The organism is Leptospira fletcheri (genome assembly GCF_004769195.1).
Classification (GTDB): Bacteria; Spirochaetota; Leptospiria; order Leptospirales; family Leptospiraceae; genus Leptospira_B; species Leptospira_B fletcheri.
The window spans coordinates 156,819-183,242 of sequence record NZ_RQET01000009.1; the positions used below are offsets into that span (position 1 = coordinate 156,819).

The following is a 26,424-nucleotide window of genomic DNA, read 5'->3' on the forward strand; positions in this document are numbered from 1 at the left end:
TCGAGTAGGCGATGGTCGCAAAAAAACAGGCATACGATAAGAAGGTCCTGGCTGAATTACAGGAATTACTGATAGAGAGAAAAAATTCTCTATTGGAAAAGTATGCCAAGTGGGAAGACAATAGTAAACCTTCCGGCTTAAAAGAAATGGGGGACATCGCCGACATTGCCTCCGAAATCAACGAGGAAATGCTGAGTTCCGTTCTCACGGAGTCCGAGATCGACACGATCCGGGAAATCGATGCCGCACTAGAAAAAATCGAAGACGGCACGTACGGAATCTGCGAAGGTACTGGCAAAAAGATTCCCTTGGCCCGTTTGAAAGCCATCCCCTGGACGCGCTATACGGTGGAATACGCCGAAGCGGTTTCTAAGCACCGTGCTTCGGGCAAAAAAAGCCCCCTTTCTCCCACTCTAACAGGAACATATAAAATTCCCACCGACTTGGATTCTCTGGACGACTGAGAATTTCCTTTTCTTATTTTTAGATTGAAATCTCCTGATTTTCCGGGAGCATTTCCATTTTGTGCCAAGCATATTCGCCCGTTTGAGGCCGCTTCGAACCCCTACGTTTTTAACACTGATCTTAAGTGTTTTCCTTTCTTATTTCCTGCTTCGCTGGACTCTTCTGGTCCGAAATCCGGACACAAGCTTCGGGGTAGCCTGGCTCCAATTTATCGCCGGGCTTTTACCGAACCTTCATCATAGAAAATCTGGCCGAATTTTTACGGCCACATTTGCACTTCTTTCTCCCGGACTTCTTTTGGCGTCCGTAAACGGAACCCTTTCTCTTTCCGCCTTGTTTGCGGGGGCAACGCTGGGAGTTTTCCTGCGCCAATACGTTTCCACTTTTTACGGGCATTCTTCCAACGAGGAAGATCCGTTACTCAGGTACTTTTATATCAATCGACCGTATAAGAATTCCTTGGAGTTCACTAAGAATCCGAAGGCGGGTCTTTTAGTCGCTCTCTTATTCCTGGTCTTGGAAAGATTGCTTGCTTATTTCGGAATTACTCCTTTTACGGAAGGCATTTTGCAGGATACGGAATTCGCTCCCGGGATCTCCTCTAAATACGCGTTCGCTCTTACCTTGGACGGGCTGGGTGCATGGCTTTCCGCTCTTCTTTATTTTTTGGCGGAAGAAACCAGTTCTCACGATACGGATCCTCCGGTAAAACAATGGAGGACCGGAATTCTAGCCGGCTTTACGGGAAGTCTGATTCTTGGAATGCTGCAGGCGATTTTTCCTGAAACGGATTTTCCGTTTAGTTCGGGGAACGCGCTTACATTCGGTGTTTCCGGATTCTTTTCCGATGCGGCAGCGTTCGGGATCGCGATGCCGATTTTAGCCGGCTATTTTCTATACTTCGTCCACAGCAGAAACTGGAGGATCATTACTCGGATCGTTTTGACCTCTGCGATTTTGCTGCCCATGGCGATCGCGGGGAGGTTCCAGGGGCCCGGATTTTGGATCCTGACCATGCTCCAATCGATTGTTTGCACCGGGCTTTCCTACCAAGGCGGGATCAGAAGTCGGATCTGGAAATTCGCTTTTTTACCTGCTGTGCTTCTCGTTTCCGTCGGACTCTTTGTCGGAATGTATTTTCTGGGAGGTCAGGAATGGTCTCCTACCGCGTGGCATCTCTTTCACGATCATTGGGCCCAGGCCTGGGGGAAAGGCAAGGGGATCTCTAAATTTCTCGAATTGTCCTGGCGGGACGGCTGGATCCAAACCTTGTCCGCCTGGAATTGGTGGAAGGAGGCTCCTTTTTTCGGACACGGCTTCGGTAGCTTCGCCCTCAGATGGATCGAATTGGGACCGAAGGGATCCGTTCCCGCGTTGGGGCAACAGGATTTTTCCCTTAGTTCCCCGGTATTTTTGTTAAACGAAGGCGGCGTGACCTTCTTTTTATTGTTCTTCGTTTGGATCGGTTTTGAGTCCTTTTCCAGAGGAACCTATTGGACTCTGCTTCTTCTCGTCTTTCCGGTTTTCTTTTTTCTACCGTGGGTCGGGGCCGCCGGGAGTCTGGCATTTCTTCTCTTTTATATCCTGGGTTCTTCCGGCGCTTCCACAAGAACGTTCCCGAAATGGTGGATCATTCCGGTCTTCAATTTGGTTTGTCTCGTTTTCGGAATCGGAATCGCGATGAAAACGTTGGTTCGTCTTTCCGGACTTGCACAAGGGCCTGAATTCCGCTACGAAGAAAGGAAGACCTTCCAGCTTTCCGCAAAGGAAAAGAACGTTTCTAAGAACGGAGTGCGAGTCCATTCTTTCCGCTCCGGAACTTCTTGGGTCATCGGAGATAAGAATGCGGTGAATCTAAGAGTCCTGCTTCCGATCGATCCTAAGCCGGGGAAACCGGTTTATCTGAAGTGGGTGTTTTCGGACGAAAAAGGAATCGAGCTACAATCCAGAAGTACTCCCTTGCCTAACGTTTCCAATGCGATTTCCCTTACGGTTCCTTCCGGAGCCAAGGTTTTGACGGGAAAGATCTTGCGGATGTCCTGGTTCGAAGCGGGCCCTTCCGAATTCCTGATTTCTACGGAAGATTTCGACGGACTAAACAGGATTCGCTGATTCCTTTCGGATGCCGGAGAAGGAATTTTCTCTCCTTCAGGAATTCCGTTTTACGGAAACTCGAAGCGAGAGAATTGCGTCGAGCAAATTGCGGACCTGTTGCCGGGTTCGAACCAGCCATCTCCAAGCGACTAGGGACCATGGGATTTCCGGAAATCGAAATAGCGCTCCACCTTCGTGGTTCGGATCGTCCTGGCGGAAGTTCTTCCAAACCGGGACGGCTCGGATCGCCGGAAAATTTTTTCCCGCAATGTAAAACGAGACTTCGGTATCCTTTTCTAGGATAGGCTCTTGCGTGAGAGGAGAATAGAATCCTCTTCTGGAAAGAGAATAGGCCAGGGTAGGTTCTTCCTTGTCGGGAGGTCCGAGGGTTACGGAGAGGAAGAGCGGAACTTTCAGGATTCTTTCCTGAAAGAACGCCGGATTGATGAACCCGCGGAAGAGAAATAAAATTCCTAGCCAGGCAGGATATTCCATGAAGAGTGCGATGAATTGTAGAAAATCTATATTCACCAGATAGAAAGGAATCAAGTGAGGCGCAAAGAGATAGAAGTTTAAGCAAAAAAGGGGAACGCCGAAAAGAAGAATGGCGATCAAAGTCCTTCCCGGAGAAAAAAGGCTTCTGAATAAGCGAACCGTTTCCACCCGTTCGAAATTCTGCGTTTTTCTCAGCCAGGAATCGTACCGAGTAAATTTCTGGATCATGGAGTAGTCATCTAGGAACAGCCCCCCCGCCTGCATTAACTCGAATGGTAGGGAGACTTCGGCCTGCGCGATCAGAAATTCCAGGACCAGCAGGGTTGCGCCGAGAAGGAGGGGGATCCATAAGATTCCGGTCTCGCCGCCCGCTAAAAGTCTGTTGTAGAATGTGTGAAGCAGAACGGCTCCTAAGAACGCGGAAACAGCCTCCAATCCGGACAATGAAGCTTTTCTGATTTGAAAATTCCGTAAAAGAAAAAACCCCAAGATTCCGCCGGTAAACGCATGCAAAGGCAAGGAGGTCCCGGCTCTAAGCAATCCGGGCCAAAATTCCAGCTTAAAGGAATAGAAGACGTTTTCTATACAGCCGAAAGACGCGCCTAAGGTAAGTCCGAAATACAATCCGTCGGCTAGGTTGGAGCTGTTCTTCGTTTTCCGGAGATACCATATCGCTAAGAGGGCTTTCGCGCTTTCTTCCGGAAGGGCCCCCAGAAGGAAGGCCTGTAAAAAGGGACCTAGGTCCTTAAAGAAATCGAATACGAACGCTTCCCAAACCAAGGCGATTCCGGTCGCCACCATTCCGGAAAAAAAAGCGATGGTGGAGACGAGCTTCCCTTGGCCGGAATAATAGGTGCGCTTATAGAAGTACCAATAGAACCAGGCAGCCGCCACCGCGGTTAAAGGTTTGAGCAGATCTATCGAAACGTTCATCGGTACAAAAAAAGGCATCGCCCCCACTAGTATCGGACGATGCCTACCCGTTTCGTAAATCGAAGGAAATTCTTAAGCGATTCTTATCTGTTTCTTCCTAAGAAAATACAGAGCGATTCCTCCGATGCCTAACAGTCCGGCCGCGTATAAGATCGCGAATTTCCGAACCGACAAGAGCAGATACCCTAGAAAGTCGGAAGAATCGGAAACCGGAAACACTTTCGCTTCGTTGCTGACATGCTGGTACCAAAGTTTATGATCTCCACCTTTGGAAGCTACCCATTGAGAGAATTCCGAATATCCGGTTTGGGACGGATTGCGAATGTCCTGTTTTTCATAAGGGTATTTCCAGTTTCCCGGAACCAGGATGGCCCAGGGGAAACCGGAGGAATCCAGATAAGAATCGGATCCGTCCCCGTTTTTGTACAGGCCTGGAAAGTGGATATCCTTATTGGTGCTGATCACGTGGGCGAACGTATCATAAGGAAAGGATCCTAAGGAAGCTCTGGACACAGGCGTATCGAATACGATTTCCACGGTCGCGACATGTCCCGGTTTAAATACTTCTCCGGGGTTTGCATTCTGTCCGTCCAAAGTAGAGCTGGAATCGGGAAGAAGTTCTATCCCGGCGTTCAACTGGTCGGCGGTAACTTTCGTGGAATTTTTCGCCACCTTTTCTTTTCCGTTGCCGTCTTCCCTACGATACGTGACGGTTGCGCCTACCCGAACCGGAAGTTTTAACATCAATTTGTGGCGGTATCCTGCTCCTCTGGCTACGTGCTGGTATTTTCCCCGAAGACGCACGATCTTGCCGGCCGAGTTTAGATCTTCCTGGTTTTTCAACTGAACCACGTAGTCGTTCAAGTCCGCATCTCCTGCGGAAGGATAGAGGTCCTCAAAAGCCAGAGTATATACTCCTTCGTTGGGATAGGATAATTCGGTACAGCGATCCTTGTCGTTCGGGTAGATGTCGGTGTCGTCGGCGACTCCGTCTCCGTCCGAGTCGGCAACCTTTTTGTCCGGTAAATCGATTTGATAACGGATCGTTCTGTTGATTGCGAGCACTTTATCCAATTGTACGTATTGGGAGATGGACTGTCCTCCGATCGTGACGTCTATCGTGATGCTTCCCACGGAGGTGGGCGCAGTCAAGGTTCCCGTTAGTTTACCGGAGGAGTCGGCCACTCCCTGGAACAACAGATTGTTTTGCTCGTCGTAGATCAAAACGGAAGCCCCGGCCACGGGTTTGGATCCCTTATCCAAGATCGTTAAGTTCATCGGAATCGATTGAGTGGTATTGAAATTGAACGAAGGATTTCCCTTCGGGTCGTCCACTACGACGACTGCGGAAGTAGGAGTTCCAGACCCTCCGTTGCCGTTTTGGTTGCTTCCGGAGTTGGAGTTCCCTGAAGAGGATGAGCCGGAAGAAGACGAATCTCCCCCTGCCGTGTTTCCGGAATGATCCGAATTTCCGGATTGATTGGAGCTGTTTACGTTTCCGGAAACATTTGAATTTCCGTCAGAATTTGAATTCCCGGAAGAATTTGAATTCCCGGAGGAACCGGAACTTCCAGAGGTGTTCGAATTCCCTGAAGAGCTAGAATCTCCGGAGTTCCCGGAATTTCCAGCCGAGACTGCGTTTCCGGAAGAACTGCCTGCGGAGTTCGAATTTCCCGCAGTGCTGCCAGATCCGGTAGTCGTAGAAACGCTCGTAGAAGTGGAAGGATTTCCGGAGCCATCCCCGGAAACAAATACAACTCCAGAACTGCCGGTATTTCCTGCAGTACTGCCCGTCGATCCCGAGGCGGAGGAAGTCCCCGGATTATTGAGAAGAGCTAGGAATGGTAATAATAAGCCGTTTTTCTTTCCCCCGGAACAATTTCCGAAGATTAAGACTAGTAAAACCGGCAAAACGATTTTTATAACATTCATAAAAGGAACCCTATGTTTGATGCTTCTAACTAAAAGACGTAGGGTTTCTGCCAGGTACTACAAAAGGATTAGTTTTTTTTGGCGGTATGTAGGGTCGCGTTTCCGAATACAAAATTGGTATATTCTACTTCCGTAAAACCGTGGGCTTGGAGTTGTTCCTTAAGGGATTCCTGATCCGGATAGGTGAGGGAAGAGACGGGCAAATAATCGAACATTTCGTTTTTACCTCCCCACAGGAGATAACCCAACACCGGAACGATGCGAAAGAAGTAAAAGTCCGCGACTCTTCGGACAAAAGGATTTTTGACTTTGCCCACATCCAAATTCGCGAAGACTCCGCCGGGCTTCAGAACCCGATGGATTTCCGAAAGGGCCGAATCCAGGTCGTCTACATTGCGGAGGCCGAATCCTACGCTCACCGCGTCCAAACTTTCGGACGGGACCGAGGTTAATTTTGTCGCATCTCCGACACGGATCGTAACGCGACCGTTTCGGACGGGGACTTCCAACCTATGTCTCGCGACATCCAGCATTTTTTCGGAAAAATCGATACAGAGCAATTCTCGGACTTTTCCGGATTGTTCCAGCCTGACGGAGATATCGCCGGTTCCGCAACATAAGTCCAGGACAGCAATGTTCTCCTTCGTTTTAGATTCGATTTCTCTGACCAATCGATTCTTCCAAAGTCTATGCAGATAAAAGCTGTTCCAGTCGTTGAAACGATCGTACTTGGATGCGATTCGATCGAAGTTTTTTTTTACGAAAGCGGCCTTGGTCTCCGCCGAAGGCATTCGGAATCCGGTCATTTTCTTCAGATTTTTTTTGAAAAGTCTCTTTGGCAAGAGGGATTCGGATCGCTTGTTCGATCGACAGGTCCCATCACTTTCCAAATCCTGTAAAAGAGAAAGGAGAGGGACCTCGGATCGTATGTTCGCAAGTGGTTGGGATTGGGTATCGACTTTGATCGGGATGCTTTCCGTTTGGAATTTAGGCACTTTTTTTCACGTGATTACGAGCGTGCCTAAATTCAAAAAAGAGCTGTTACAGGAGTTCCGCTCCGACATAGATTCCGAGATTTGGGAAGAGAAGGTTTCGGCAAAATTGTTTCTCTTGGAAACGAGATTGGTGTGGATCCGCCATCTGGCGGGAATCGCTACCATGCTGGGACTACTCGGAACCGTCCTAGGAATTTCGGAGGCCTTTTCTTCCTTGCAAGCAGCCGGAACCGTCAGCTTGGATGCGTTTGCCGGCGGGATTCGTTTGGCTTTGGTAACTACGATTTTCGGATTGTCGGTAGCGATTCCTTCCTTATGGGCATTTCAGTTCCTGAAAAATAGGATTCTGGGTTTGGAAAGGGAAACACTTTCTTGGTCCAAAATCCCTCCGACCGGAAGCGAATGAAAAGATCGGTTCTCCGCGAAGACGAGGAATCTTTCGACCTCACCAGCTTCATCGACGTGGTTTTCATTCTTTTGATTTTCGTAATGTTATCGGTGAGCTTTCGGAAAGAGATCCGATCCATTCCGCTGAATTTACCTTCCGTAGGTAACGGGGAAGATCCGAAAGGGGAAAGGATCGAAATCGTTCTTTTGCCGGATGGTTCCTTCCGTTGGAACGGTTCGGAACTGGATCGGTCGACCTTGGAAAGTAGGCTGGCTGCCGAAGAATTACGTGGCAAGGAAGTCCGTTTCTTTGCCGACGAAAATGCCGGTTACGGAGTGGCGGTAAGAAGCTTGGATTTGCTGAGAAAGGCCGGAGTCGGTTCCTTGGAACTCGCCGTCCGGAAACCTAAGTAGAGGATTCGGAACCGCCCAACTTGGGATTCTTCTTGTGTCTTTCCTTATCTCGGTTCGTGTTTTTCTCCAAGGTTTTATGGAACGCGTCCTCGAGAGAAATTCCCATTTGATTGGCTAAGCAGATCAACACGAACAGGATGTCTCCGAGTTCTTTCGGGATTCCTTCCGGGTCTTCTCCTTTTTTGAAGGACTGGTCCCCGTACTTCCGTGCTACCAATCGGGAAAATTCTCCGACTTCTTCCATCAATAATGCTAGGTTGGTAAGTTCGGAAAAATAACGGACTCCGATCGTACGGATCCATTCGTCGACCGATTGTTGCGCTTCGTCAAAAGTCACCGCGTTTTAGATCCCCTAGATTTGTTCAGGCCCGCCTTTTCTTCCAAAAACGAAATCAGTATTTTGGTGGGTTCCTCGAAACATCCTCCGCTCAAATGATGAGGGTCGATGAATTTCTGGCATCCGACCCGATTTCGAAATTCTTCCAGATCCAAAACCAACGTTTCCGGAAATTCCGCGACCAGCTCTTCCCGGAGTTTCGCCCAGTTCGCGTAAAAGGATGCTTGTCTGACTTTTTCCGTCAATTTGGAATACAAGAGAGGGGACCACAATACCACTTTGATTCCTTTTGCGGAAGCTCTTCTTATGAATTCCTTTAGAAAAGCCACCTGTACATCCGATCGTCTGAAATTTCGGTACGTATCCCGATAAATCCGCTCGGATTCGGAATCCAGTTTGTCTTCGGGAGTATTGGCCAATAGGGCGTTCGGAATTCCTCCCTTGAAGCGATCCGATTCGTCCTTTAGTTTGCTCCGGATCGCCATGAGATAGGCGAGCTCTTCGGGATGTTTGAGCCTAGACAAGGCCTCCTTAAATCTGGGGGGAAAGACGGACGTCCGGAAGACCCTGCTTTTTAAAAACGTATCCCAGTCGTTCGTAGAAAAGACGTTCCAGTGTTCCAGGAAATACGGGGAATCATAGGAATAACGGAGGGCGAATCGATTGGCAAAGTCCGTCGCGGAATCCGGATAATATTCCAAGATCGCATAGTCCAAAGGGACCTTCCGATCGATGAGTCTTTCCAGAGTATAGTTATGGAAGGAATAGGGCGCGGACGGAGCGGAAAGATTATAAACGATCAAATCCGGATTTTCCCGATGGATCTCCGTCAGGGAAATTTCGCCCATGTGGGAAGTCCCGAAAAATGTGAGTACCTTTTCTCCCGGAGATTTGGAATCCGTTTCCCGTTTCATCGTGTCCAGGATCCGGCCTTTCATTTCATAAAAGTAATATTCCGCTCCTGATTCCGTGTAAGGGCGGACCCATTCCGAGGAGAGCAAACGGTCCCAGAAAATGGCGAGTGCGGCGATTCCTAACGGAATCCAAAGAATTTTGCGGCTAAGAATCGGAAATTTTGCGTCTACGGTTCCCATATTCCATCCTAAAAAGCGAAATAAATGAATTCTTGTCCCTTGCCCGCATAGTTTCCGAAGAACAAGGCACCTAGCAGTAGGAAAGCGAGGAGCAGTTTGCCGCGATTTCTATGGAACCACATCGGGTACCTCTTCGGTTCCTCCAAGGCGTGGAATAACAATCCACCTAAAAGAAACGGTAGGAGAAGATCGAAGGAGAGGAACGTTTCCTTATTCTCCGGTTTGAAGCCGAAGAATCCGTTTTTTATAAAATAGAAAGAATCGGAGATCGTGAAGGCGCGGAAAAAAGCGATCGCGAATACGAAAAGAATGTATGTCCAGAAGATACGGATTCCTTGGAAGATTTTTCCCTCTGCGGGAAGAATCCGTATGTTGTTCCGTTCCAAAAATCTTTCCACGGTCAAAAAAAGTCCGTGGGAAACTCCCCAAGCGATATAAGTCCAATTCGCTCCGTGCCACAAACCGCCTAATGCGAAAGTCAGGGTTTGGTTGAAATTTGTCCGAAGTTCAGACATTCGATTCCCGCCGAGAGGGATGTAGATGTAATCCTTTAACCAGGTTCCTAGAGTGATGTGCCATCTCCTCCAAAGCTCGTGCACGTTCTTGCTGAAAAAAGGGGAGTGGAAATTTCTAGGAATATTGAACCCGAACAAAAGCGCGCAACCGCGAGCCACGTCGGTATAACCGGAAAAGTCGGAATAGACTTGCCACGCGAATCCGTTTAAAGCGAGAAAAAGGGAAAGTCCGCCGTAGTCCTTGGGTCTGGCGAATACGGGATCGATAAGCACCCCGAGATTATCTGCGATGAGAAGCTTTTTGCTCGCTCCTAACCCGACGAGAAACAATCCCGTATAGATCGCCGTCTTATGAATGCGAAGGTGTTCCAACCGCGGAAAGAAATCCCGTGCCCTCATGATCGGTCCTGCGATCAACTGCGGGAAAAACAGTAGAAAAAGCGTAAAGTGAAAGAAAGATACATCCTCCTCCACTTTCCCCTTGTATGCATCTATGACATAGGCCATGATTTGGAACGTATAAAAGCTGATGGCCAGCGGAAGGATGATTCGGAAGGGCATCGTAGAAGTGTCGAACACGGACCATTTTGTGACGTAGAAAAGATTATCCGTTACGAAGTAGAAATACTTAAACAGCGCAAGATTGAACAGATCCAGAATGATGATTGTCGCAAGGAGTTTCTTGCTTTTCGTCCTCTGGATCGGCTTTAGGAAAAGATAATTTAGAAAAACGATCCCTAATAAATGGAGCAGGAACGGAGGATTCCAAGAGGCGTAAAAAGCCAAGGACGCGATTAAGAGGACCCATTCGCGGAATTTTCTCCCGTTCCAGCTCCAATAAATCGAATAAACGACTAGAAAAAACAGGAAGAATAACGTGGAGGTAAAAATCATTTCGCTAGTTTCTCTTTGTGACCCAACTCGGCAGGCAGATCCCGGACAATCGCTTCCGAAAATCGAATCATTCCTAATTGATTCAAATGGATCAGGTCGTAATAATAGTCGCCGTTTTCGGTTCCGTCGAGGCTGGCTTGGTAATCCAGGAGCTTGGCTCCGGGGAGTATCTTTTCCAGCTCTTCTTGCCAAATCTTATTTCTTTCGGGGGTTCTCCACGCTTTGACGATATCGCTGTACGGAGCCAAAACGGGAATGATCCTGATTTCTTTTCCGTTCTGCTTTCCGATCCTGCGAATATCGTCGTACAGGATCCGTAGACGCCCAAAGAATTTGTCCACGGCGGCGTTTTTGCCCACGCTAGTAGGGGTCCGCTCCGCTAGAACGCAGGTATCCCAAATCGCCTTTTTATGAAAATGATCCGAACCTGCCGGAATGGGTTCCCCGTTCGTCGGATTCGTGGCAGCCAAACAACTGATCACGTCTTTTGCCGCTGGATACATGCTGATTCGAGCGAGATTCGGGTTTTCATACGGCCAAGGATCGATCTTCTGTTCTTTTCTTCTCCTGCCTATATCCTTCAGACGTTTGGACGGGTCCAAAAAGAAATCCCGCATGTCCCGCCTGTAAGCCACGCTTTTAAAAGCCAAAAAGGCCAGATCGTCATAATGCACGTTGTATCCGAAATCGTAGATTTTTCGGAGGGCGAGAGGCCTATCCAATTCGCTTAACATAGAAAGCGTATGTAGCTCCAGATTCGGCAAGTCGAGCCAGGGTGTGGATACTTCCAGAACATGGATCACCGTGTGTACGTTCGGAAATTGGGGCAATAGTTTTTGCACTAGAGCGTCCTGCACGATGATTTCCGTTCCTTCCATCGCAAAGGATTGCACTCTTTCTCCGTACGGTTCAAGAGCGCCGTTTAGGATTCTGAGAGATAGTCCTTGGTGAGCTACGGAAGTTCCGAGAAGGATCACGCTCGGATCGAATACCGCCTTTTTTTCCAAAACGTATTCGGTATTTCTGACTACGTTCGCGGCAAAGGAACCTTTTTTAAGATAAGGTCGATAGACTCCCGCTTGAAGGCAGAGATCGAAACATATTAGAACGAGCACTGGAATCCAGAATTTTCTGTCTCGAACTAGGCTTATCATCGGGTTCATTTTTTCGTCGCCTCAGAAATCGAAATAAAGGAAGTTCTTGCTTTCGGTGATTCCGAAGATCAGAAGCAGAAACGCATTCGCCAAAAAGAAGAAGGCAAACTTACGTTTGCTCTCCGCCAGGGATTCGATCGTATTCTTGGAAAAATAATACGAGGCGGCATAGCAAACCGCCAATAAAAGTCCGTAGTCGTAATTAACGTAGGATCGCACCGATCGGAATCCGCCAGGTACTAGGAAGAGAAGGGATTTCATCATTTCCCAAGCTTTGCCCATCGTTTCCGCACGGAACATGATGAACCCGAAAGCAAGAAAGAACATCGTAAGTATTCTGGCGAATATATCGTACAATCTTCCCCCTTTTTCGTTTAACCATACGGACAGTCTGGTCGCTCCGTATTCGCGATGGACCGCGAGCATCACCCCTTGCCAGAGTCCCCATCCGACGAAATGGTAAGCCGCTCCGTGCCAAACTCCCGCGAAGAGCCAAGTGATGAATAGGTTTCTATACGTTACCCACTTCCCAGCTCTGGAACCGCCGAGGGGAATGTAGATATAATCCCGGATCCAAGTGGAGAAAGAGATATGCCAACGAGTCCAGTGGTCCGCGATGTTTCTCGCCACCATGGGAAAATTGAAGTTCGGATCGAATTTGTACCCGAACAATCTCGCGACTCCGATAGCGATGTCCGTGTATCCGGCAAAGTCGAAATAGATCTGCCAGCCGAATGCCAACGTTCCGGTCCAAATCTCGATCGGATTTAGAGTGGAATAATTCCTAAAAGTGAAGTCCGTCACTTTTCCTAGGTTATCCGCAAATACGATCTTTCGTGTGAAGCCCATTAGGATCTGACAAAAAGCGATCTCCACATCCTGACGGGTTACCGTCGGGGGATGGTCCAAATCCCGAAAGAAAGTATGAGCCCTAACGATCGGACCTGCCACTAACTGGGGAAAAAACGAAACGTACAACGCGAAATCCAGAAAGGACTTTCGAGCTTCCAGTTGTCTGCGAAACACGTCGATCGTGTAACTCATGGACTGGAAAGTATAAAAGGAAATCCCGACGGGGAGGATGATCTTTAAGGGATCTATTTTCGTCGGGCCGAGATGTTGGAGGTCCGCAAAGACCTCCAAAAGAAAATTCGTGTACTTAAAATAACCTAAAATTCCGAGATTGGTGATCAAGGAAGCCACAAGACAGATTTTACGGAACTTATCCGTGACTCCTTCCCTGCTCATCAAAAGGCCGGCAAAATAATCCACCACCATGGATACGATCAGAATGAGAATGTATAAGTTGATTCCGAAGTCGCAGAAGGATTTATCGATCCAGAATTCGTACCAGCTGTTTGTGCGAAGTTCCGCGCATTTGATGGTCGCCGGGTGCCAAGCGTTATAAAAATACAGGCTGGAAAGTAGGAGGAAGACCCTCCGGTTGGTTCCCTTCAAAATCTTCGTTACGATCAGAACGATCGGCAAAAAGATCATGAAATGGGCGGAATTGAACAGCATGAGTCCGGTTTTCCTCGACTCCTGAGCAGTTTTTTGCGATGAGCGAAACTCACAACCCTATTTTTGAACTTCGGGTCCTTCCCATTCCTTGCCGTATACCGGCTCCGGAGTGATCTCTTTGTACTTGTCTTCGATTCCCTCGATAAAACTGACGGTCGGTTTTACCGAACGAGGATAGGTGGAGAACGTGAAGTTGACGCAAAAGAGCAGAAGCAGATAAGCCAGGAGGAGGAGGTGGGTCAAAGCTCTCGTGCCGAAGTAGGCCGGGCTTAGGATGAGGGAACGCAGGACGAGCGTCGCAAAGATCAATAAACCGATCACGGTCGAAACCCAGAATTCGAAAAAATAACCTTCCCACCAAGTGTAAAACAATAGGGAAGGACCTATCCATAAGAAAAGTAGGACGAGTTCGACCTTGAATTCCTTCCAGAGTCGGATCAGATTGATCGTAGCTACGGATAAGATGCCGATCCAAAAATACAGATTCAAATTATAAGGATAGGCTTTGGGGTCGGTAAAATCGGCGGCCCGGATCCTAAGACCGTTTCTCACTCCTTCGAAATTCAAAAACGCGTCTCCGATTCCTCTATAGAAATTCATAACATAGTTTTTCGGTCCGTCGGAAGCTCCCCATTTTTCCTGGGACGCGTACAGGAAAAGCCAGTTCGCGAAATTCCTTTCGCTCGTCGTAGGGGAAACCAGATCCCGTCCCAAAACGACGAAACCCAGATATAGATAGGATGCGGTCAGAGTGAATACGGTACCGAACAAATAGATCAGAATCCATTTCATCTTGGAGGAAAGCTCGAATTTTGCGCCTCCCCATTCCTTGGAAAAGAGCACCGAAGCCGGGACGAAGGTCAGAAAGATGGTGTCGGATTGGTGGAAGTAAACGTTCCAAACCTGTAAAAGATACGCGAAGAATAATTTTCCCGCGGACCATCCTTTTTTCGCGTTCCAAACGCAGTACAAATAAAGGCAGGCGGTAAGACAGGAATGGATCAGTGGTGTATCGTTGTGTTGTGCATAAAACCAGAATCCTTGCGTGAAGTGTACGCCGAGTCCGAGAAGAACGGCACCCACCATATCGGAATACATTCGCCAATAAGCGAACATTAGTGTGAAAATGAAGCTTATCGCCACAGCTAAGGTTCGGAGCCTGAGTCCGAACATCAAAGAATCGGGACCGTGGGCCCATTTCCAGAATTTCGCGAAAATATAGCCGGTACTTTCGAAGCCGATATGATGCGGATTGAAAAAAATCTTCGCAACCTTATCCGATCGAATATTATGAGTATATACTATGGAATCCCAATCGTAGTGGCGGGAAAGAAACCGGAGATCGAAAAGGAAGAGAGCCGCAGCGAGTAGGGCAAGAAATAGAGTGCCTTTCCAAGGGATTTTGTACAGGAATCCGTTCTTCAAAGCAAGAACGGGGGAAATCAGGATCTTGGATAAGGAAGCCATTTTAGGAACGGAAGAGACGATCTAGGAATTCTCCGTTTTTTCGGGACGAAAAATACGGGGACTCGGCGATCACGGAGAGTTCCGCTCCTTTGGCTTGGAGAAAGAACACGATCTTTTCCAGGCCCAATAATTTTCTTAATACTCCGGATTTGTGGAGGATCTGTAATCCGGATTGATTGGGTTCCCAATGGATGGATTCTCCGCCCAACCATCCTCGTCTGGTCAGTTTCAATCGGGAACCTTCCCATTGAAGATCGTTGAATAAGTTCCTATCCAAAAAACGGTAGAGATCCAGAAAGAAAGCGAATGCGACGTATCCTACGATGATCATGGCGGAATACTTATACAGAATCGGGTTCACGAGTAGGGGGAGCTTCAGTACTTTCGGAATCTGGAGGAATTCCACAAACTTGAAAAGTAGATCCGCTAGGGGTTTTTGAAAAGCGAGAAGAAAGTTCAAGAAAAACGCATATACGAAGATTCCTAAAATCGCAGGGATCACGTTCTTTTTCAAAAGCAGAACGGAAATCCGTTTCTTTCCGAGCGGAGAAGAAGAGGATTGCATCCAATCCCTCCAGGATCCGTTCTTTTGTTCTGGAGTTTTCGTTGGATTCATACTCTTTCCTCGACTCGGATTCCCGTCCTACGCTTTCTATTCTTCCAAAGGGAAAGAAGTCCTTCCTCCACCTGTTTTGCAGTGGAATCCCAGGACCAATCTTGGGATTTTTTGCGTGTCGGTCGAGTACCGGGCCTTCCGGCTTTTCGTAAAGCTTGTACCCAAAGGGAAACGTCCTTTGGCGGAACAAAATCGTCCGTTTCCGAATCTAGGACCTCATGGAATACTGGGATATCCGAAGCGATACAGGGTTTGCCTTCTCGAATCGCTTCCAGAAGAGGCAGTCCGAAACCTTCATGCAGGGAAGGGAATAAAAAATAGGAACAGTTTCTATATAGCCATCCTAGTTCGCCGTCGCTCGGATTTTCGATGAAATAAATCCCTTCGGATTCCGTACTACCATCTCGTAGGATCTCCGTCAATCCGGCGGATTTCCATCCTAGACGTCCGGCGAGCACCAATGCGAACGGATATTGAGGATCAATTTTTTTTAATGTACGATATGCTTCCACAAGAGTCCCGATGTTTTTTCGAGGCTCCAGGGTTCCGACGGAAAAAAGAAAATTTGCGGGAAGGACTTTTGCAGGAGGTGTCACGGATTCGAATCCTTGTGCACCGGGATATACGACCTCCAGTTTTTCCGCGGTGTTCGGAGAGAATTCCCGGATCTCTCTCTCCGTATTTTTGGATAAGCAAAAGATTTTTCCCGCTCTTTTCAGAGTTAACGGGGAGAAAATTCTATGCTGCCAATAGTTCGCGGTCGTCATCGTTTCCGGGGCGGATCTAAAATTCAAATCGTGATAATTTACCGCCATCGGAATGCTCCTGCCTAGGACGGGCAGTAGCTGGAGAGTTCCCCAAAACACGTCGATTCTATGAGCGCGATATAAGGAAGGCATGGTAAAGTTCAACCAGAAGAGACCGGGAAGTTTACTCGGCAGAAATGCCGGGGTTCTCTTGGCCAATTCACGGAATATCGGATGAACGGGTTTATTCGAATACAGATAATATTCCAAAGGAGAATTCGGATTCAAGACTCGCTCCAAAACTTCCGCCAAGTACCTAGAATTTCCGTTCATCCCGTAGGATAAGGGTCTCGCGTCGACGGCGATTCTGGGTTTGTACTTCAAGGTTTCCTTGGCGATCATGAGTTCTTAAGTCGTTCGGGTCTTAAAAAGAAAAGACAGAGATACTGGATGAGGCAGATATAGAATAGGTAGGAAAACATCATCAATTTCTCTTCCGCCGTCGAACCGATAAAAGAGCGGTTCAGCAACAGAACTAACAATGCCAAAATCAGGAAGACGAAGGCCGCCTTGTTCCTTTGCAGAATTTCTTTCCATTCTGCCAAATTCGGTAGCCTCTCCTCTACTGGCCAGAAGGAAGATAATACGAAGGCAGTGGGGAATAATAGAAAAACGAAAGCGTGGACCCAGGAAATTCCGCTGAACATCACGGAAAAAAAGAACAGCCCCGACAAAAGAAAACCATCCGAAGTTCCCTTATAGGCTTTGTAAAGATAAGGCGCGGAAATCCCTAAAGTCGAAAGCATAAGGATCCACTTGACTTGTTTTACATTCAGTTCCAAAAAGGGCATGCCGAATCGACCTTGATTCATGATATCTGCATAAGGAAGAAAATATTTCGCGACCGTAGAGCTTAAACTTTGGTTGTTTTTCCACGCTCGCAATGCGGGGGACTTCAGATATTTTTCCAGCACTAATTCGTACCAAGTACCGTTCATTTTCCACGTAAAGGCAGGATCCGCGACCGCAGGTAGGACCACCCAAAGGACTCCGAAACCTAAGGTATAGAGTATCACGGAATATCTTTTTTTAACCAAGAAATAGAATAGAAACGCTGCCGGTGTGATTTTAATCACGATCGCTAAGCTAAGTAAAAGCCCAGCCAGCCAATCCTTTTTGACGGACACGGCGGAAAGAACGAGAAAGAGCAGAATGAATCCGACCTGGTTGTTGTTTTGGTGGTTTTCGATAAAGCGATAACAAAGAAAGACCAGGCAGGTCAAAAATAGGAATTTTTTCTCCTTTCCGAGCAGTCTTGCAATCAGGAAAAGACTCGCGACCATTGCCGCAAAATTCAGGGTGAAAAAAATCCCCGAAGCGACCGGGTATTCCAGATAGGAAAGAGGAGAAAGTAAAAATGCGAACGTAGGCGGATAGATGTACGCTCCGACGTTATCCATTTTGGTCTGGAGTCGTACGAAAACCTCCGGTTTGAAGATATCCTTCAGATCGAGTTTCCCCGATTCTAGCTCCTGAACCAACTCGTCCAATACGTCCAGATCATAAAGGTCCTTATGAGCGGAGAAGTTTTTGGAAGCCTCGAAATAATCTTTGAAATCCGAGGACACGGAGATTCTGGAAATCCCGTTCAAAAACAGAAAGATTAAAAGTGAGAGGAACAGAAATAGAGGCCCTCGTCGCCGAAGATCGATCTGCATTCCGGTACTGTTTTCCGATAGCCCCGAAAAGCCAACCAAATAACCGACCCCTTCCTCCGTCGAAATTCGAAGGGAGAAAAATCGATTTTCTCCGGAAGCCCGCCGATTTTTCTGGAGGTATGGAGATCGGAGATCTTTCCGAGTATTCTTTTAATCTTCCGGAAGACCTTATCGCGAAGGTGCCGGCTTCAGATCGAGACGGAAGTCGACTTTTGGTTCTTTCCTCTCCCGACGGAGTTTTGAAAGAGGAACCGTTCTTTTCGGAAATTCTGAAATATCTAAAAGAAGGCGATGTGTTGGTCGCTAACTCCACAAGAGTCGCTAGACGTAGGGTGTTTCTCAGAACTCCTTCGGGAAGAAGGCACGAGGCATTATTTCTGGATCCGAGCGGAAGACCGAACGAGTGGAGAGCCTTAGTCCGCAATTCCAAAAAATTGAAATCCGGAACGGTTCTGCAGGACGAAATATCCGGTCGTTTTTCATTTACCGTTACCGGAAGAGAGGAGGAGTTCACGTACCTTACTGCCTCTCCCGATTTCATGGAAATCGATTTCGAAACGATAGGTAGAATTCCGATCCCTCCTTATTTCAAGCGAGAAAGTTCGGAAGAAGATTCCGTCCGTTACCAAACCGTTTACTCGAAAATTCTCGGATCCGTTGCCGCGCCTACAGCCGGGTTGCACTTCACTCCAGAGTTATTGGAAAGGATCCGTACTCTAGGCGTCGAATTCGCGGAATTGGAATTGCGAGTAGGTTACGGAACCTTTTCCACTCTTACCGCAACGCAATTTCGGGAAAAGAAGCTTCACGAAGAATTTTTTTCCATTTCTTCCGAAGTCGCCGAAACGTTACGTCTCGCGAAAAAGCAGGGAAGAAGGATCATCTCCGTCGGTACTACTACCTTGAGAGCTCTCGAAGCCGCGTACGATTCGAAAACACGAAGTTTTCTTTCCGGAGAATCGAGTACAAGGTTGTTCCTTCAACCGGGAGATCCGATCCTGAGCTGCGATTGCTTGATCACGAATTTCCATTTGCCGGAAAGCAGCTTGTTGCTTTTGGTTTGCGCGTTCGCCGGAAAGGATGCCGTTTTAAACGCGTATCGCTACGCTTTGCAGAACGGCTTCCGCTTTTATTCCTACGGAGACGCGATGCTCCTGCTGAATCGGCTTTAGATCCTCTTTTCTTCTTCTCTCTTATTTTTATTGAGCAAATCCGACGTCGGGCGGAGTATGGAAAGGTGCTGCGCAGAGTACTTCCTTCCCAAGCTCAAACGAAATTCAAGGCCGTAAAACCGAAACAACTGAAAGGTCTCCCGGATTTTTTGGTCTTCCACAAGGAAGAGGTTCGGACATTTCACCAAGCTTTGGAAAATCCGGAGTTGTTCCGACATATTCTGATCACTGGACCGGAAATCGAATCCAATCTTCTGCAATTCGCCCAATACTTGACGGAACAGGTAAAAAATAGGCCTGTTATCGCGGAACCCACACCGACCTTACTTTCGCTCGCGGGCTTTCCCAATTCGGAAAAGTACCGGCCCGGGAGGATCGCCGAAGCAGAGGACGGTTTATTGCTCCTGCCTTTGCGCCCTCTAGTGGAAGACCCGGATCTCTATTATTTTCTGAAAGGCGTTTTGTTGACCGGAAAGATCGATTTTCTCGCCTTGCCGGAAGGTCCCGACTCCCGTCATATCAATCGGTTTTACCCCAGCATAGAATCCCGGTTCCGATTGATCCTAATCGGGGAGGAAACGGAAGTGGATTCCATTTCCCAGTTGGATCCGGACTTTTACGGCGGATTCGATTTCAAAATTCATATGCCTTATGAAGTCAATCTTACCTCCGCGTGGCTCCCCGTATTTTCCGGATTGGTAAAGTCCTGGGAAAAACCGGGGTATCCTTCCTTGGACCAAAGCGCGTTAGACGCTCTTTTGGAGCTGGCTCTTCGTTGGAACGATAGCCAGACAAAACTTTCCCTGCATCTTTCGGAATTGCGTTCTTTCGTGACTGAAGTGCTGGCTCTGAGCAAGAAAAGCAAAAAAACCTTGGGTCGGATCCAGATCGAAGCCGCTCCGGAAGAGATCCAAAAACGTACGGCCATTCATAAGAGAAAATACCGGGAAAATATAAAGGAAGGTCTGATCTCGGTTCCTCTGAAAGGGAAAAAGACGGGGCGCATCAACGGTCTCTCGGTGATTCTGTTGCAATCCTCCCTTTTGGATTTCGGACAAGTGAATCAGGTCTCCGCTCGGGTTTCGTTGGGAAGCGGAAATCTGATCAACATAGAAAGGGAAGTGAACCTTTCCGGTGATTTGCACGACAAGGGAGTGTTTATTCTTCAGTCCTATATCAAAGGGATGTTTTCCCATATCCAATCCTTCGGCTTGGATGCTTCGATTTTGTTCGAGCAGAACAACTCTCCGATCGACGGAGATTCCGCGAGTTGTGCCGAATTGCTCGCCCTTCTCTCCGCTCTGTCGGATTTGGAGATCCCTTGCAATATCGCTGTCACGGGCGCCTTGTCCCAATATGGGGATATTCTACCTGTAGGATCCGTGAATACGAAGATCCAAGCCTGGTATGACGTCACGAAGTTGGCGGGTTCTCCCGGTGAAACTTATACTCTTTATCTTCCGAAAGACAATGTAAGGGATTTAAATCTACCGAGAGAGATTCTGAACTCCATGAAAACCGGCAGATTTCAAATCGTTTCCTGCTCTCATGTAGAGGATTTGATCCCGGAGGTGTTCGGAGCTCCTGCCGGAAGAATGTCCAAATCGGGATCTTATCCGCCGGGAAGTCTATTCCGATCGATAGAGGAACGAATCGACAAAAAGCGCGATTTGGAAGAATCCTCTTAAAGGAGAGAAATACTTGCGCCGCGTGCAAGGGAGAAAATCCTTTCTCTTAAGACTCGGATTTTTCCGGAAGAGGAATAGAAGATGTTAGGCAAAAGCCTGGAAAACTTGAAACAGATGAATCAGATGCGAGTTCGGATGAAGCGTCTGGAGAAAGAATTGCAGGCACTCTCATTCGAAGGCAAATCCAAAAACGAGTGGGTTACCTGCATTTCGGACGGCAAATTGACGGTCCAAGAAATCCGAATCGAAGACGAACTGCTGGCGAAAAACGATAAAAAACTTCTGCAAAAAAGCATCAAGCAGGCCGTGAACCAATCCATAGATTTAGCTCAAAAAGCGGCCGAAGAAAGAATGGGAGAGTTCAAGGGTCTTCTTTCCGGTATGCCTTAATCCTTCAAAAAGGGGATAGGATCGTCGTCCGATTCGAAGCGGAATTCTTTAAAAAATCATGAGGGCAAACCGGGCTCGGTTCGTCCGAATCCGGCAATACGATTCCCCCTGTCGTCTCCTCGTCGGAACTCGTTCTGGCGTAGGAAAAGGAAATTCCTCCCATGCGATAAGGCTCGGTATTGATCTGCATGGAATATAAGGTTCCGCTAAAGTTCTTCTTGACCAGGAATAGGCCCGGGCTGGCATTTACGTTCTGTCTGTCCACTCTTACGAATTGGAATTGTCCCGGATTCAACGTCCAGAGAGGGGAAATGTCGGATAACCGGTACGGAAGGTAAAGTCCTTCCAAATCGATTCCGTCCATATTGATTCCTATTAACGGAAATCGAAACATTATGGATTCCAACGATTGTAATAACGCAGGAGATCCGGTCGTATCCGTTCCCGCTTGCATGAAATCAGGAGTATTGTCTCCGATCGATTGCCAGAGAAAGGAGACGAACATTCTCCGGAACGTATCCGCAGCTGCCGAACCTAATTCACCGACGATCGGATCCTGTGTCGTATAGGCGGCGGAAGTCCTACGAAAAGTTTCGAAGAGATTGACCGCATCGGTTCCGCGGAAGCCGGCAATGCCTTGCACACTGGCTTTGAAAAATAGGTCTCTCTCATCGGTGTTTCCTCCCGCGGAAAGATACAGGTATTTCATGAAAGGATAGGAGAACGCGTAGTCCACCACGGAGTTGTAAAGCGGGCTCCCGAAAAGTGCGGCCCCGTTGACCCCTCTCGCGCAGGCACCGGGCATATTTCCCCGATAACAACGGATTCTGGCGGACTGCGGAGAATAACCGGCAATATCCGAAGCCACTTCGCTGGTGCCTTCGTTGATCCAGGTTTCGTCCCGATTTCCTCCCTGAGCTAGAGCCAAGGCCTCGTATTGGAAACGCACCAAATGCTGGTACTCGTGGGAAAGCGTAGCTAACAACGTGTCAGGCTTTCCCGCGGCCAAGTCCTGATTCCGAAGATTCACCAGTTGGACCCCGTCCAAATAAAGCATGTCCTGATAATTGGATCGTACACGTGAGAAGATGCTGTCCGGATAATAATCCGCGGGATCGAAATAGCCCGCCACAAAAGAACCTCCAGGAAGGCTGCCGTCCCGGATATCCAAGATGAGGATGGTAACTTTTCCGTCCTTGTCCAGATCGTTCGGCGTTCCGAAAGCGGACGTCAATCTAGGATATATTTGCGAATCGAATTGGAATGATATATTCTGATAATCTAATGTATTTGGAAGGGTATTTTCGGCGTAAATATTCACATATTGACCGGACGCGGCGAGGTGTGCTTGGGCGCAATAGGAGGTGTTGGAAGCCAAGTCTCTCGCCCAAAACGCTCCATCTCCGGAACAGTTCGGAGAATAGGCCACTAACGAAAGCAATTGGCTCGCGGAAAACGAATTCCCGTCCTCTTTCAGATTCGGATGAAGTAGATTAGAACAATATCCTAAGAAGAGAGTAAGTACCGGTAGGAGGAAAAATCGTGAAACCCGAAAAGACGTGCGGATTCCCGTCCAGAAAAGGACTTTCACAAAGACCGATTCTCCAGTTTGGAATCCGTTCATGAGGAACTCTTTCCGGAATAGGAATCTGCTTTACGCGGTGATGGACCTATCCTACGGTCAATTAAGAAGGACCCCCGTTTCGGAGCAAGTCGCATTGACCTTTTTGGATTTTAACCTTTGGAAATATTTTTCCAATTTTGGAAATATATTTTTTATCTCTTTGTTCGTTTTACAGTGTTCCTTTCGTCCTTCTCCGATAGATCGTCCGGATCTAATGAACTACCCCGAAGGGATTACTGCTCTTCCCGAAGACGGCGAATATTTTTCTCCCATACGATCTCTTCCTACTGGCTTCTATGTTCGACAGATATTCATGAACAATAAAAGACATAGACCGGAATTTTTGATCAGCCAACTCACCGTGACCGAAGCTAAGAATTGGGAAGAAACCAGATTCGAAGGAAAACTCGTGGCGGATCCGGAAGGGAAAGGTTACCGTTTTCGCCCCAAGCTTTGTAGGATATTCACCAGCAAAGGCCCGGGAGATCGATGGGCATTAACCCGCGCATTCGAATGCGATCATTTCGAATTTCTAATATGGAAAGCGGGTCCGAACGAAATTCGTCTAGTTCCCGGACCTGAAGGCGAGGAGGAAGGACTCCTATTAAGACGTTCCGTTTCCTCGGTTCCGGGAAGAGTGACCGCAGTAGTATTGAGAGCAAAAGAGGGGATCCTGGAAATCTGGGGGATTCGACTCGCGAGAGTGCGAAAGGAAGCGACTTTGGTCATAGAAAAGCCGGACGGTAAAAGGACAAGGTTACGATCCCTGAAAACGGTGGAAACTACGGGAGAAATTCAGGCAGACGGAAATACTCTCCGTCCGGGAGATCTGATCCTATACACGAACCCCGGAGAAGCGGGACCCTTGGCTTACGAGTGATTTCCGAGTTAAGGTTTCGGGTCCAGTCCGGTTTCGGAGTCGAGTATTTTGCGTAAGCCCGGAAAGATTTTTAGATAGGGAAGTTTCCTTCGTATTTCGGAAATTTCCTCATTCGAGACCTCTGTCCGATCTAGTTGAAGATGCAAGAGTTCGCTTAATCCGTACAGCGGGAGAAGATTCCGTACCTTCGTTCCTTGTAGATACAATTCCCTCAATTGGGAACAGTTCGATAAAGGCTTTAAATCCGATACGAGTGTGTTCCTCAACTCTAGATGGCGAACGGCACAACCTTTGCCGAGGAAATCTAAAGAATCGACTTTCGTGTTGGAAAGTTCGATCCGAGTCAATTGGTTCCAGGACGTATAAGTGGCGAGATCCGAATTTTGCAGCGGAATTCCATTCAATATCAGAGAATCCAATTTGCGAACTTTTTCCAACGGTTTGAAATCGCGTACCTTCGTCCCCGAAAGATTCAAATAACGCAATTTCGGCAGATCGGGTAGGGCTTCCAAGGAGACCAGATCCGAAGAGGGAAATTCCAAGGTTTCCACTTTCGAAAAGGAAGCGAGGTCCGTTAATTCAGGAGTCTGGTCAAAACCGATCCAACGGGTGTCCTGGTGATAAAATGCGATCGTTTTTCCGGACGAATTCCGTATAGGCAGTCCGGCCTTCGTATGAAAAAGGCAATGGCAAAGTAGGAAGCCGAAGAGAAAAAGAATTCTGCGCACGGATGCATTGTAAGAAATAGGAATCGGATTGGAAGCCCGATTTTTCCCGGAACGTCTTCGGGCGCCGGATTTAATCTGGGTTGACATAGTCCGCGAATAAATCGCAAGATCCTTAATGTGAACCGCAAGTTTTCTTCGGGATTGCAATATGAGCGAAGATAAAAAGAGCGCTTCCAGAAAAACGAAACAGAAAGAAGAGATTTTTCGCGTAATTCAGGATGCGAAAGGACCTCTCTCCGTAAAGGAAATCCACGACCTCTCCAAACTTTCCCTGAAAAATATAGGAATCGCCACGGTCTATCGTACTGTGAACCATCTACTGGAATCCGAAAAGATCCACGAAATCAAATTACCCGGAGAATCCTCGCGTTTCGAAACCAGCCATTTGGAGCACCATCACCACTTTCATTGCACCGAATGTGATCGAGTCTTTGACGTGGAAGTCTGTCCTTTTCCGATCGAGAACCTACCCAAAGGCTTTCGGGTGGATTCCCACGAGATTTTACTCTACGGTGTCTGTTCGGAATGTAACAAAATCCAAAAATGAACGAAAAAAAAACCAAAGTGCGCGTTCTCTTTTTGAGTATAGCGTTTCTGCTCTCCTTCTTTTTCTTAGATAGAATCATCTTCTCTTCCATTCTATTCAATTTTCCTAATGAATTGGAATGGGACACGTCCCCATGGTACAATTTTCTGGAGAAGAGACGAAGGATCCGGTTCGATCCGGACGAATCCGGTATTTTAGCGGTAGGAAGCAGTGTGGCTTTGTATTCTCTGTTTCCGGATCGTTTAACGGAAAATCTAAGACGAAAGGCGGAAGCGGGAACAAACCCGATCCGTGCCGAGTTCTATGCCCACCCTGCTTTGACCCCCTCGGATTTTTATTATTATCGGGAGGACATAGCCTCCAAGACGCCGAAATTAGTCGTCTATGTTCTGAATCCGGCGGATCTACAATTGGATTATCTGGTAAGCGAAAAGGAATTAAAGACCGGAAAGTTGGATCCTTCCATTCCATTCGAAGAGGAAAGATTGTTTTCGGATTTCAGTCGGGGAAGGCACCAAAACAGGATTCTGTATCCGGCCCAATTCTTTCGGGAAAATGCCCGTCGGATTTGGAAGTTGGGCAAACCCGTGTTCTTGGAACTCTTGTCCAGATCCTTGTTCCTGCTGACTCGGTACCGTAATTTCGTGTACGATCCGTTCGATTCCTTTATCGAACACCATCTCCGTAGCGGACGTTCGTATCATTATTATACGGGCATCCTGCCGGAGGAAGGAATTTATCTACGAGGCTGGACCAAGCCCAAATTCAGTATCGAGTGCGAACTTAAGAACGGGAAATTGGTCGATAGCTTTTTTTCCCAAAAGAAGAACACCAGGTTGAAGATCTTTCAAGAAACTCCCGAAGAACTACTGCTATTAAACGAAAACTTCGAAAGCCGCGGCTGGCACGGCTTGGAGCTGCAGTTTCCGGGCGACGCGGAAAAAATCCGCCTGCGTTTCGAGACCGAACCTCCCGTTTCCTCCGACGAAGTGGACGATCGCATCTTCGGAATTCCGGAGGTTTACGGGCTTAGGCTTTCCCAAAATTTCTGTCGTAAGGACTTTCGTAAGGATATTTCCTACGATCGGATCCCGGGAATAGACGACGACAGGATTTCCGCACTGAGCGATACCGCTTATTTAGAAGATTATGAAAAAAGAATATATAGAAGCGAAGACGGAGAAGCCGCATTGACCCGTTTGAAAGTGATCCGGATGGCCAAGCGAAAACTGCGGGAATCGGATTCTTACTTCTCCTGGTCGGAACTGGAATACCTGAAAAAAGGGATAGAATTTCTGGAAGGAAAAGGAGTTCGGGTCCTATTAATCAATTCTCCGGAAAATCCGTTGGAAAGATCGTTATACGAGGAAAGTCCTTGGTACAAAGGATACCTTTCTTATCTAAAAAATCTAGGCGGGGCCAAATATACCTTTAAGGACGCTAAGGATTTATTTTCGGACAAGAAAGACTTTTTGGATCCGCATCATTTAACTTTTCGGGCCGCGAGATCCGCCACCGACGAGTATTCGAATTGGATCCTCTCCGAATTATCTTCCGTCAAATAGGAGTTTCCGTTGTTTCAATTCAGATCCGTCTCTTTTTTCCGAAAATTCCCGTT

Annotated in this window: 25 protein-coding genes; 11 read left to right on the top strand and 14 right to left on the bottom strand. The window is 47.7% G+C overall.

Features of this window, described 5'->3' with window-relative positions; genetic code table 11:
• The first annotated feature begins 11 nt into the window (after window positions 1-11).
• Window positions 12-464 carry a TraR/DksA family transcriptional regulator gene (locus EHO60_RS12810; RefSeq protein WP_135768597.1) on the top strand — a complete coding sequence of 151 codons (453 nt, stop codon included), beginning with the start codon at window positions 12-14 and terminating at the stop codon, window positions 462-464.
• A 145-nt stretch (window positions 465-609) separates the two neighbouring features.
• Window positions 610-2,577 carry a hypothetical protein gene (locus EHO60_RS12815; RefSeq protein WP_135768776.1) on the top strand — a complete coding sequence of 656 codons (1,968 nt, stop codon included), beginning with the start codon at window positions 610-612 and terminating at the stop codon, window positions 2,575-2,577.
• Between the two features lie 36 nt (window positions 2,578-2,613).
• Here EHO60_RS12815 and EHO60_RS12820 read toward each other — a convergent pair whose 3' ends face one another.
• Both EHO60_RS12820 and EHO60_RS17345 read right to left on the bottom strand, forming a co-directional pair.
• Window positions 2,614-4,005 (bottom strand): PrsW family glutamic-type intramembrane protease, encoded by a 1,392-nt coding sequence (locus EHO60_RS12820; RefSeq protein WP_246028305.1) that lies wholly within the window; start codon window positions 4,003-4,005, stop codon window positions 2,614-2,616.
• A gap of 54 nt (window positions 4,006-4,059) precedes the next feature.
• Window positions 4,060-5,265: an LruC domain-containing protein gene (locus tag EHO60_RS17345; protein WP_342775996.1), complete on the bottom strand. Its 1,206-nt coding sequence runs from the start codon at window positions 5,263-5,265 to the stop codon at window positions 4,060-4,062.
• A 13-nt stretch (window positions 5,266-5,278) separates the two neighbouring features.
• Here EHO60_RS17345 and EHO60_RS17350 point away from each other — a divergent pair, with 13 nt between their 5' ends.
• Window positions 5,279-5,449, top strand: coding sequence for a hypothetical protein (locus tag EHO60_RS17350; RefSeq protein WP_342775997.1), 171 nt, complete (start codon window positions 5,279-5,281; stop codon window positions 5,447-5,449).
• A 538-nt stretch (window positions 5,450-5,987) separates the two neighbouring features.
• On the opposite strand, the gene EHO60_RS12830 is transcribed toward EHO60_RS17350, so the two are convergent.
• The gene (locus tag EHO60_RS12830) at window positions 5,988-6,725 is read right to left on the bottom strand and encodes a ubiquinone/menaquinone biosynthesis methyltransferase (RefSeq protein WP_135768600.1); all 738 of its coding nucleotides are present in this window, start codon (window positions 6,723-6,725) and stop codon (window positions 5,988-5,990) included.
• Window positions 6,726-6,846: 121 nt separating this feature from the next.
• On the opposite strand from EHO60_RS12830, the gene EHO60_RS12835 reads away from it, so the two are divergent.
• Together EHO60_RS12835 and EHO60_RS12840 are read left to right on the top strand one after the other, a co-directional pair.
• Entirely contained in the window at window positions 6,847-7,320 is a 474-nt protein-coding gene (locus EHO60_RS12835) for a MotA/TolQ/ExbB proton channel family protein (RefSeq protein ID WP_135768601.1), read from the top strand.
• Entirely contained in the window at window positions 7,317-7,715 is a 399-nt protein-coding gene (locus EHO60_RS12840; RefSeq protein ID WP_135768602.1) for an ExbD/TolR family protein, read from the top strand. Before EHO60_RS12835 ends, EHO60_RS12840 begins: the two co-directional genes overlap by 4 nt.
• On the opposite strand, the gene EHO60_RS12845 is transcribed toward EHO60_RS12840, so the two are convergent.
• From EHO60_RS12845 to EHO60_RS12885, 9 genes are read right to left on the bottom strand one after another with little or no spacing between them, the layout of a single operon-like run.
• Complete coding sequence (locus EHO60_RS12845; protein WP_135768603.1) at window positions 7,708-8,052, bottom strand: nucleotide pyrophosphohydrolase; 345 nt, start codon at window positions 8,050-8,052, stop codon at window positions 7,708-7,710. The genes EHO60_RS12840 and EHO60_RS12845 overlap by 8 nt on opposite strands.
• Entirely contained in the window at window positions 8,049-9,146 is a 1,098-nt protein-coding gene (locus EHO60_RS12850; RefSeq protein ID WP_135768604.1) for a DUF1574 family protein, read from the bottom strand. The genes EHO60_RS12845 and EHO60_RS12850 overlap by 4 nt, the downstream gene beginning before the upstream one ends.
• Before the next feature lie 8 nt (window positions 9,147-9,154).
• Window positions 9,155-10,555 (bottom strand): MBOAT family O-acyltransferase, encoded by a 1,401-nt coding sequence (locus EHO60_RS12855; RefSeq protein WP_135768605.1) that lies wholly within the window; start codon window positions 10,553-10,555, stop codon window positions 9,155-9,157.
• Window positions 10,552-11,718: an SGNH/GDSL hydrolase family protein gene (locus EHO60_RS12860; protein WP_135768606.1), complete on the bottom strand. Its 1,167-nt coding sequence runs from the start codon at window positions 11,716-11,718 to the stop codon at window positions 10,552-10,554. The genes EHO60_RS12855 and EHO60_RS12860 overlap by 4 nt, the downstream gene beginning before the upstream one ends.
• A gap of 12 nt (window positions 11,719-11,730) precedes the next feature.
• Entirely contained in the window at window positions 11,731-13,230 is a 1,500-nt protein-coding gene (locus EHO60_RS12865) for an MBOAT family O-acyltransferase (protein WP_135768607.1), read from the bottom strand.
• Between the two features lie 57 nt (window positions 13,231-13,287).
• Complete coding sequence (locus EHO60_RS12870; protein WP_135768608.1) at window positions 13,288-14,697, bottom strand: hypothetical protein; 1,410 nt, start codon at window positions 14,695-14,697, stop codon at window positions 13,288-13,290.
• A gap of 1 nt (window position 14,698) precedes the next feature.
• Window positions 14,699-15,313, bottom strand: coding sequence for an LIC20162 family protein (locus EHO60_RS12875; RefSeq protein ID WP_135768609.1), 615 nt, complete (start codon window positions 15,311-15,313; stop codon window positions 14,699-14,701).
• The gene (locus EHO60_RS12880; RefSeq protein ID WP_135768610.1) at window positions 15,310-16,461 is read right to left on the bottom strand and encodes a glycosyltransferase family 4 protein; all 1,152 of its coding nucleotides are present in this window, start codon (window positions 16,459-16,461) and stop codon (window positions 15,310-15,312) included. Before EHO60_RS12880 ends, EHO60_RS12875 begins: the two co-directional genes overlap by 4 nt.
• Window positions 16,458-17,777, bottom strand: a complete 1,320-nt coding sequence (locus EHO60_RS12885) for a glycosyltransferase family 87 protein (protein ID WP_135768611.1) — start codon at window positions 17,775-17,777, stop codon at window positions 16,458-16,460. Before EHO60_RS12885 ends, EHO60_RS12880 begins: the two co-directional genes overlap by 4 nt.
• Window positions 17,778-17,896: 119 nt before the next feature.
• Between EHO60_RS12885 and queA the strand changes: the two genes are divergently transcribed.
• The 3 genes from queA (at window position 17,897) to EHO60_RS12900 (ending at window position 21,027) form a co-directional block, all read left to right on the top strand.
• Window positions 17,897-18,949, top strand: a complete 1,053-nt coding sequence (gene queA / locus EHO60_RS12890) for a tRNA preQ1(34) S-adenosylmethionine ribosyltransferase-isomerase QueA (RefSeq protein WP_135768612.1) — start codon at window positions 17,897-17,899, stop codon at window positions 18,947-18,949.
• Window positions 18,950-19,014: 65 nt separating this feature from the next.
• Window positions 19,015-20,637 carry a S16 family serine protease gene (locus EHO60_RS12895; RefSeq protein WP_135768613.1) on the top strand — a complete coding sequence of 541 codons (1,623 nt, stop codon included), beginning with the start codon at window positions 19,015-19,017 and terminating at the stop codon, window positions 20,635-20,637.
• Between the two features lie 81 nt (window positions 20,638-20,718).
• Window positions 20,719-21,027, top strand: a complete 309-nt coding sequence (locus EHO60_RS12900; protein ID WP_135768614.1) for a YbaB/EbfC family nucleoid-associated protein — start codon at window positions 20,719-20,721, stop codon at window positions 21,025-21,027.
• Window positions 21,028-21,031: 4 nt separating this feature from the next.
• On the opposite strand, the gene EHO60_RS12905 is transcribed toward EHO60_RS12900, so the two are convergent.
• Window positions 21,032-22,651 carry a peptidase M30 gene (locus tag EHO60_RS12905; RefSeq protein ID WP_246028306.1) on the bottom strand — a complete coding sequence of 540 codons (1,620 nt, stop codon included), beginning with the start codon at window positions 22,649-22,651 and terminating at the stop codon, window positions 21,032-21,034.
• Between EHO60_RS12905 and EHO60_RS12910 the strand changes: the two genes are divergently transcribed.
• Window positions 22,650-23,531, top strand: coding sequence for a hypothetical protein (locus tag EHO60_RS12910; protein WP_246028307.1), 882 nt, complete (start codon window positions 22,650-22,652; stop codon window positions 23,529-23,531). The genes EHO60_RS12905 and EHO60_RS12910 overlap by 2 nt on opposite strands.
• Window positions 23,532-23,539: 8 nt before the next feature.
• Here the strand turns inward: EHO60_RS12910 and EHO60_RS12915 are convergent, their stop codons facing one another.
• Complete coding sequence (locus EHO60_RS12915; protein WP_246028308.1) at window positions 23,540-24,346, bottom strand: leucine-rich repeat domain-containing protein; 807 nt, start codon at window positions 24,344-24,346, stop codon at window positions 23,540-23,542.
• 61 nt (window positions 24,347-24,407) lie between these two features.
• Here EHO60_RS12915 and EHO60_RS12920 point away from each other — a divergent pair, with 61 nt between their 5' ends.
• On the top strand, window positions 24,408-24,806 hold the full coding sequence (locus tag EHO60_RS12920) for a Fur family transcriptional regulator (protein WP_135768615.1): 399 nt from the start codon (window positions 24,408-24,410) through the stop codon (window positions 24,804-24,806).
• Window positions 24,803-26,371, top strand: coding sequence for a hypothetical protein (locus tag EHO60_RS12925; protein ID WP_135768616.1), 1,569 nt, complete (start codon window positions 24,803-24,805; stop codon window positions 26,369-26,371). The genes EHO60_RS12920 and EHO60_RS12925 overlap by 4 nt, the downstream gene beginning before the upstream one ends.
• Window positions 26,372-26,424 lie beyond the last annotated feature (53 nt).